Origin of the sequence: Dokdonella sp., from assembly GCF_049593775.1 — a bacterium.
In the GTDB taxonomy this organism is placed as follows: Bacteria; Pseudomonadota; Gammaproteobacteria; order Xanthomonadales; family Rhodanobacteraceae; genus Dokdonella.
Map to the genome: position 1 here is coordinate 1 of NZ_JBAWHJ010000077.1, position 6,406 is coordinate 6,406.

General features: G+C 60.1%; 5 protein-coding genes. All 5 read right to left on the bottom strand.

The genetic code is table 11. The features are described from left to right. Positions 1-65: 65 nt before the first annotated feature. A complete protein-coding gene (locus WBP53_RS02670) occupies positions 66-2,612 on the bottom strand; it encodes a protein kinase domain-containing protein (RefSeq protein WP_423925665.1) in 2,547 nt (848 codons plus the stop codon). Continuing rightward, positions 2,596-3,255, bottom strand: a complete 660-nt coding sequence (locus WBP53_RS02675; RefSeq protein ID WP_423925666.1) for an ECF-type sigma factor — start codon at positions 3,253-3,255, stop codon at positions 2,596-2,598. Before WBP53_RS02675 ends, WBP53_RS02670 begins: the two co-directional genes overlap by 17 nt. A gap of 59 nt (positions 3,256-3,314) precedes the next feature. Beyond that, on the bottom strand, positions 3,315-4,589 hold the full coding sequence (locus WBP53_RS02680; protein WP_423925668.1) for a hypothetical protein: 1,275 nt from the start codon (positions 4,587-4,589) through the stop codon (positions 3,315-3,317). Positions 4,590-4,917: 328 nt separating this feature from the next. Continuing rightward, positions 4,918-5,073, bottom strand: coding sequence for a hypothetical protein (locus WBP53_RS02685; RefSeq protein WP_423925670.1), 156 nt, complete (start codon positions 5,071-5,073; stop codon positions 4,918-4,920). Positions 5,074-5,275: 202 nt separating this feature from the next. Further along, positions 5,276-6,202: a hypothetical protein gene (locus WBP53_RS02690; protein WP_423925672.1), complete on the bottom strand. Its 927-nt coding sequence runs from the start codon at positions 6,200-6,202 to the stop codon at positions 5,276-5,278. Positions 6,203-6,406 lie beyond the last annotated feature (204 nt).

Genomic DNA, 6,406 nt, shown 5'->3' on the forward strand with positions numbered 1-6,406 from the left:
GACCAATTGAGTCGAGTCGAGTCGACCCTACGCTACCGATACTCGCAATTTGGCGGCAGAATCGATCACGGCGAACCGAAGTTCGACGGATCGGCTCCGCAAATCAATTGCCTGGCACGGCCTGCCTGGGTGGTACCGGGTCCTGCTGGCTGCGTTGACTGGCAATCGACCGATCCAAACACGCGTGTCAGCTGTTTGCGATAGACCGTTGCGATTTCCGGTCCGGCGGCGTCGAGATCGGGTGTGACGTTTTCCGGAAGTAAAACCTCCTGGGCTGCAGTCATCTCACTTCGACTGATCAGAGATTTCGCATACTCGATGCGAAAAAACGTCACCAACGGATCGGCCGGACTGAGCGCAATGGTGGCGGATGCGATGGCTTTCCGGAAATTGTCAGCACTGCTCGAATCGTCTGGCTCGACATATGCCTGCATGAGCGCGAGGTTGAAGAAAGAGCGCGCTGTATTGGTGTGGTTGGTACCGAGGCTTTCCGAGTACGACATGGCCGCGTTTCGATAGGGCTCGATGGACTCCGCATAGCGTTCGGCACGCACCAGGGCTACTGCCAGCGTAGACCATGCGAATGCTGTAACCGACGACTTGCGCCCATAGGCGCTTTCGATTGCCCTCGACAGAGGGCGAACCTCTTCGATCGCGTCATCAATTCGAGCGAGATCCAAAAGCGCATCAACCGTGCGCAGCCGGGTCAGTAGTACGGTGGCATGGTTCTCGTCGACTACCTTTCTCAGCTGATCGAGTAGCGACTCAAGCGCAGCCAGCGCGGCGGCAGGATTGCCACCAAGGCGGTGCGCACCTGCCAATTGCCATTGCGCATCGATCCGATCGGCATCAAGCAAGTCCTCCGGGAGCCGAGCCAGTGCGTCCGTCAGAACAGGAATGGCCTCGGCTGGCTCCCTTCGTGCCATCCAGTACTTGCCACGCGTCAGCAAGACATAGGCATCTGCATCGCGCTCTCGCTCAAGCGCTTTCAGAGCCTGATCAGCTTCGGCAAACGCGTGCTGGGCGACCAGGCGCATGGCGCGCAGCAATGACAGGCGTCGGGCGAGTACTTGTTGGCCGGGCTCATTCCGGGCCCACTGCAGGGCCTGCGCCATTGAACGGTCATCCGTGTCGACGACACCCAGCGCGAGTTGAACACTGCCGACTTCCGCGGCCAGCTCTGCATAGACCTCGGGCTGGCTGCTGACATGCTCCGAGATTCTCCGGCTGGCAGCATCAAGTATGCTTCTCGCGCTCACTTCTCCGCCAGACAATCCGGTGGGATCGGCAGCGATAAATGCATCGCTGAGTGCGGCCAGCGCTTCGCGTGCCCGATCCCGCTCCTGACTCGCGGTCACACCTTGCCGGACGATCAACACGGCGGCAATGGCAATGCTCGCAAGCACCAGGGCACCTGCGATTGTCGCTATCGCGTTGCGTCTGATGTACTTGCGAAACCGATAGAAACCGTGTCCACCGGCTGCGCGAACGGGCCGATGTTCGAGCCAGTTTTGAAGATCTTCATCCAGTGCTGCAGCGCCCACATAGCGCGCCTGAGGCTCCTTGCGCAAAGCCCGCTGCACGATGCTTTCAAGGTCACCGCGCAAGGCCTTGCGCCACTTGTGCCGATCGTCACCCGACAGGACCTGGCTATCGTTCACTGACATCGCCGCGAACGCCTGTTCCATCGGCTGAGGCGGCGTAGCTAGAATCAGCCGCTCGACATCGGCGGCGCGCAGACCGGCAACATTGAATGGAGGAGCGCCGCAAAGTAGCTCGTACAGCAGGGCACCCAAGGCGTAAACATCGCAGGCCACAGTGATCGGCTCGCCCGTAAGTTGCTCGGGCGCCGCGTATGCCGGCGTGAAGTAGCGATCAACCGTCGCGGTTGTTTCGCTGTTCTCGACCAGGCCCTTGGCGATCCCGAAGTCGAGCAGGCGGGCACGGCCATCGCCGTCGACCAGGACGTTGGAGGGCTTGATGTCACGGTGAACCACCAGGGCCCGATGTGCATGGACTACCGCCGCGACTACCTGTCGGAACACACCGACTCGTGCTGCGATATCAAGCTGCTCCTCCGCGCAATAGTCGAGGAGCATTCGGCCTCGGACCAGTTCCATGGCAACGAAGGGGGTCCCGTCGTCAGTCTCGCCGACATCAAGCAGTCTGGCGATCCCAGGATGCTCGAGCCGAGCGAGCGTACGTCGCTCTGCCAGAAACCGCTCAATCGCGGCACTGTGGCGAAGCTCGGCACGCAGTATCTTGATGGCCGCCTCCTGATGGACGCCACCGGACGCGCGAACACCCCGAAACACGCAGCCCATACCGCCTCGACCGAGTTCTTCGTGCAAGACAAAGTTTCCCGCAGTGGCGTGCACCGTCGTCCGCCCACTGGCAGAAACAGCCAACGCGGACGCGAGCAGGCTGACCGGCATGCCATCAGGAATCGAGTCGGGTTGTTCATCGCGCGCAAGCAATCGGCGCAATTCGGCGACTGTTGCAGGATCTTCGCTCGCTACCTCGCACAACCAGTCTTCACGCTTCTTGGGCGGCATCTCCAGCGCTGCAGCAAACAGCTCCTGGAGGCGCCGCAGTCTATGAACGCCGGACATGTTTTGCGACGTCCAATTGCTCGGCCAGCCAGGTTCGAGCAAACCGCCATTGACGACCGACGGTTGCTACCGAGCTGTCGCATGCTTCGGCAATGCGTTCCATGCCGAGTCCGCCGAACACGCGCAATTCGACCACGCGCGCGCAGTCCGCATCGAGCAATTGCAACTGGGTCAAGGCTTGATCCAGAGCCAACCAGTCGATCTGATCACCCACCGAGGGGATGTCTCCTGAGTGGAGTTCATCGAACTGCAATGCGATTTGACCGGAACCCCGCTTCTCGGCAGAACGTTCGCGCAGATAGTCGATCACGACCCTGCGCACGACCGTTGCAGTGATGGCGAAGAACTGCTCCCGATTCTTCCAATCCACTTCACGCTGCTTTTCCAGGCGGATGTAGGCTTCGTTTACAAGCTCGGTTGCCGAGAGGGTCAACCCCGAAGGTGCCCGCCTCAGTTGCGCACCGACCAACCCGCGCAGGACAGGATACAGATGCTCCATCAGGGCATTCTCAGCGTCCCGATCACCCTTCCGCCAACTCGACAGGAGCCCCGTAACTCCAGGCTGATCGCTCGGCATGTACGACATCTCCCGTAGAATCGAATCTTGGGAGTATAGCCGTCCCACAGGGGAATTCCGCCTCATGCCGCACGCATCGAAACATTGCGCCGCTGTAGCGGAGCACCGCGCCACCCGTGCTGTGTTCAGGCAGGAGGCGTGGGTCTTGACCAACGCTTCCACCAGCGCATCGCAGTAATCTGAAGAAATCGTCCGAGAACAAAGAGCATGAGTAGCTGCCAGAGAAAGCCGCCTACCAACACCGCCACATCTGCGACATCCATCTGCGACCAGTCGCTTGACCACAGCCGCCTTGCATAGCCTGGCAACGAATCGATTGCCGCAGTGCCGAAATGATTGGCTGCAGCCACAATCATCCACGCAAAGAACACGCTACTCAGAATTCCGTACACCAGCAGCGCAGCCGCCGTCCGCGGCCCGAATAGCGCCGGTTCGCCCTCGTTCCGGCGATGGCGCAGCCGATGCCAGACTCTCACCAGAGAGGACTGCGCCGTTGCGCGCAAGTTGGCGACTCCGAGCAAGTCGCTGGCCAGCCAGTATCCATCCATGCGCAGAAATGGATTCATGTTCCAGACTATCGAAATGGCGCCGGAAAGTGCTACGACCAGTAGCACGGCTTGTCCACTCGCAGCGTGCCAGGCCATCAATAAGGAGATCCAGAGCCCTTGCATATAGACGCCAGCCACATCGATCAGCGCGCGTTCGCGCCTACTCATCCGCCACGTTTCCGACAGATCGGCGTAGGCGACCGGAAAACACACATACCATCCGATACCAATGCTGACTGTCCGTGCGCCTGAACGCCACGCGGCGGCGGCATGGCCCAGCTCGTGCAGGACGACACCGAGTGTGCCCAAGCCCACGGCCATGAGGATGTCACTCGAGCCGACAGCAGCGAAGCTGCCCTCATCGAACAATGTTCGCATCAGCGCGAGCAGGGCCATGGCGATGATCAACCCTCCCGCGATCATCAGCCTCGGCGCGTACAGTCGATGCAAATATTCTGCGAATTGATTGACGGCGGCAGGCCGGAGCATTGGTATCATCAGGCTCATGTAGCGCGGTCGTGCTGGTTGCACCGGGGCAGTGTGCTTCACACTGCCTTCGATGCAGCACGGAACCACTAGTTTCGTGGGCAAACACCTTTCACCAATCAGAGCCTGCAGCGCCGGGCCATCCGTTTCCTTCCAGCCTTCGGCGTGCAACTCGCTTTTGGTCCAGCCAAGCAATCGTGGACTGGCGAACGCACTCAGCAACCGGTGCATCCTCCCCGGCAGGACCAGCCTCTGGACTCGCCCCTGGTCGTCATCGAGTTCGTACAGCCAGCGGGGCGCAGTGGCGGCTTCGTCGAAGATCTGAATTCGCAATGCCGGATTGAGATGATAAAGCGCTTCACTCATTTCCCATTCTCTTGGAGTAGACACGGCGCTCTCGAGCCCTGGAATTTTTACTTCGCTCCATCGGGCAGGGCGCTGCACATGCCGGGACCTCGGCGACCACAACCGCGTCTGAATTCGACCCGATCCTCCAATGCATGCACCGGCGCGACCTCAAGAATGACCTTGCCTTGGGGCCGGTCTCCTGCGTCATCGTTCGGCAACGGCAAACGGTCCAGGAAACCTTGGATCAACGTCTGATGCAGCGCTTGGCAACAGTGGAGCTGGCGAGCCAGGCAGAACGTGCCTGACCCGACAGCTCCAACGCTTCACTCTGAATCAGAGGTCACCCTCATGGGATGGGATTGCTATCACCGCCATCATCACCAGGTCCACCACCACCATCACCACCGCTGCCACCACCGCCACCACCACCACAGCAACTGAATTCGACGCGCTGCTCAAGTTCGGTGATCGACATTTCCTCGATGAGGTTCTGCTCTTTCATGATTGACTCCTTGGTTTGCATTGCGGGCCATCGGCCCGCGGGAATCCCGGAACTCCGGGACAACTCGTTGTCGACGGGGACTTACTGCACACTGCAGTCGCCGACGTCGTCTCCGCGCTCGACTTGGTGCAGAGAGATCTCTTCGAACAATTTCCGGCAAATCCGCAATCTCCAGCCCGATGGTTCCAACATGTCCTTGCGGCTATGCCGCGGACGACAATGGCTCAAGCAAGTCGAGCCGCATCAATTCCGTCAAGAGGTCCCTGGCCTGTTTCGGCGCACCTCCTGATTGCTGCAGGAAGGAGAGGGACTCGCCGAGCGTTGTGTGGCCTGAATCCAGCTGTGCATAGAGGCCCCGCGCCCACTGCGGAAGCCGATAGGCGCGCTGACGGCCAACATGTATCCAGAACACCTCGCCGTCGCGACGGAACTCGGTGATGCGTTGTGCATCAACAGTCAGCGAATGATTTTCGGCAGGCAAATCGCCATCCTTCGATGGCAACGCGGTTGGTTCGATCTCGTCGAGCCAGCGATGAAAGCAGAAGGCAAACTCCCAATGTTCGGGGGCGCGCTGGACCTCACTGGCGAGTTGCGTGTAGAGCGTTTGCATGATCGAGGTGAGCGCGGCATCGGTTTGCGTGTCGTCAACAAGGCTGGCCTTGGACGGTGGGAAGATCAGGGGCTTGGCCTCTGCGTGCACTGTTCCACTGCGGGTCGACGCGAAAAGCGGCAATACCGGCAGCCCGAGCCCGATCGACAAGCGCGCGATACCAGCTTTGACTCGAATGCGTTTGCCGAGAAATTCAAGCCGGATCGCCCCTTCCTCGACCAGGTGACCATCCGGCCCCATGTTGCCGTCAACATAGATCAAGCCTGCACGCCCCTTGCGCAGCGCAGAGAATAGCTTCCGTCCGACTCGCGGATCCTCGACTTCCAGCAGTGACATCGCAGTTTTGAATGGCTCGGGACCTTGCTTCATCAACTCGGCCCAGTCGAAGTACGCATGCTTCGCAACAGGTGCGACGAACGGCGTGCCGAGGCTGGCCAAATCGACGAATATCTGGCGATGGTCACCATAGTGAAACAGCGCGATGAGCACCCCGCCATGCTGCTTCACGATTGATTTCACTTGAACCTCATCCCAACCACGCAACAGGGGAGTCGGCATCCGTTCGGGGCGTCTTCCTGTGACAGCACGCTGTCGTGAGAAGTCCGAGCTCAGGTCTCGCAGCCGATCAGCAAATCCATCTATTGCGCATTTACGCAGCGAGGACGCTGCCTGCGCCCACGCTCGAATCTCGTCGACGTGTTGGTGCGCACCGAAAAGGCTGAG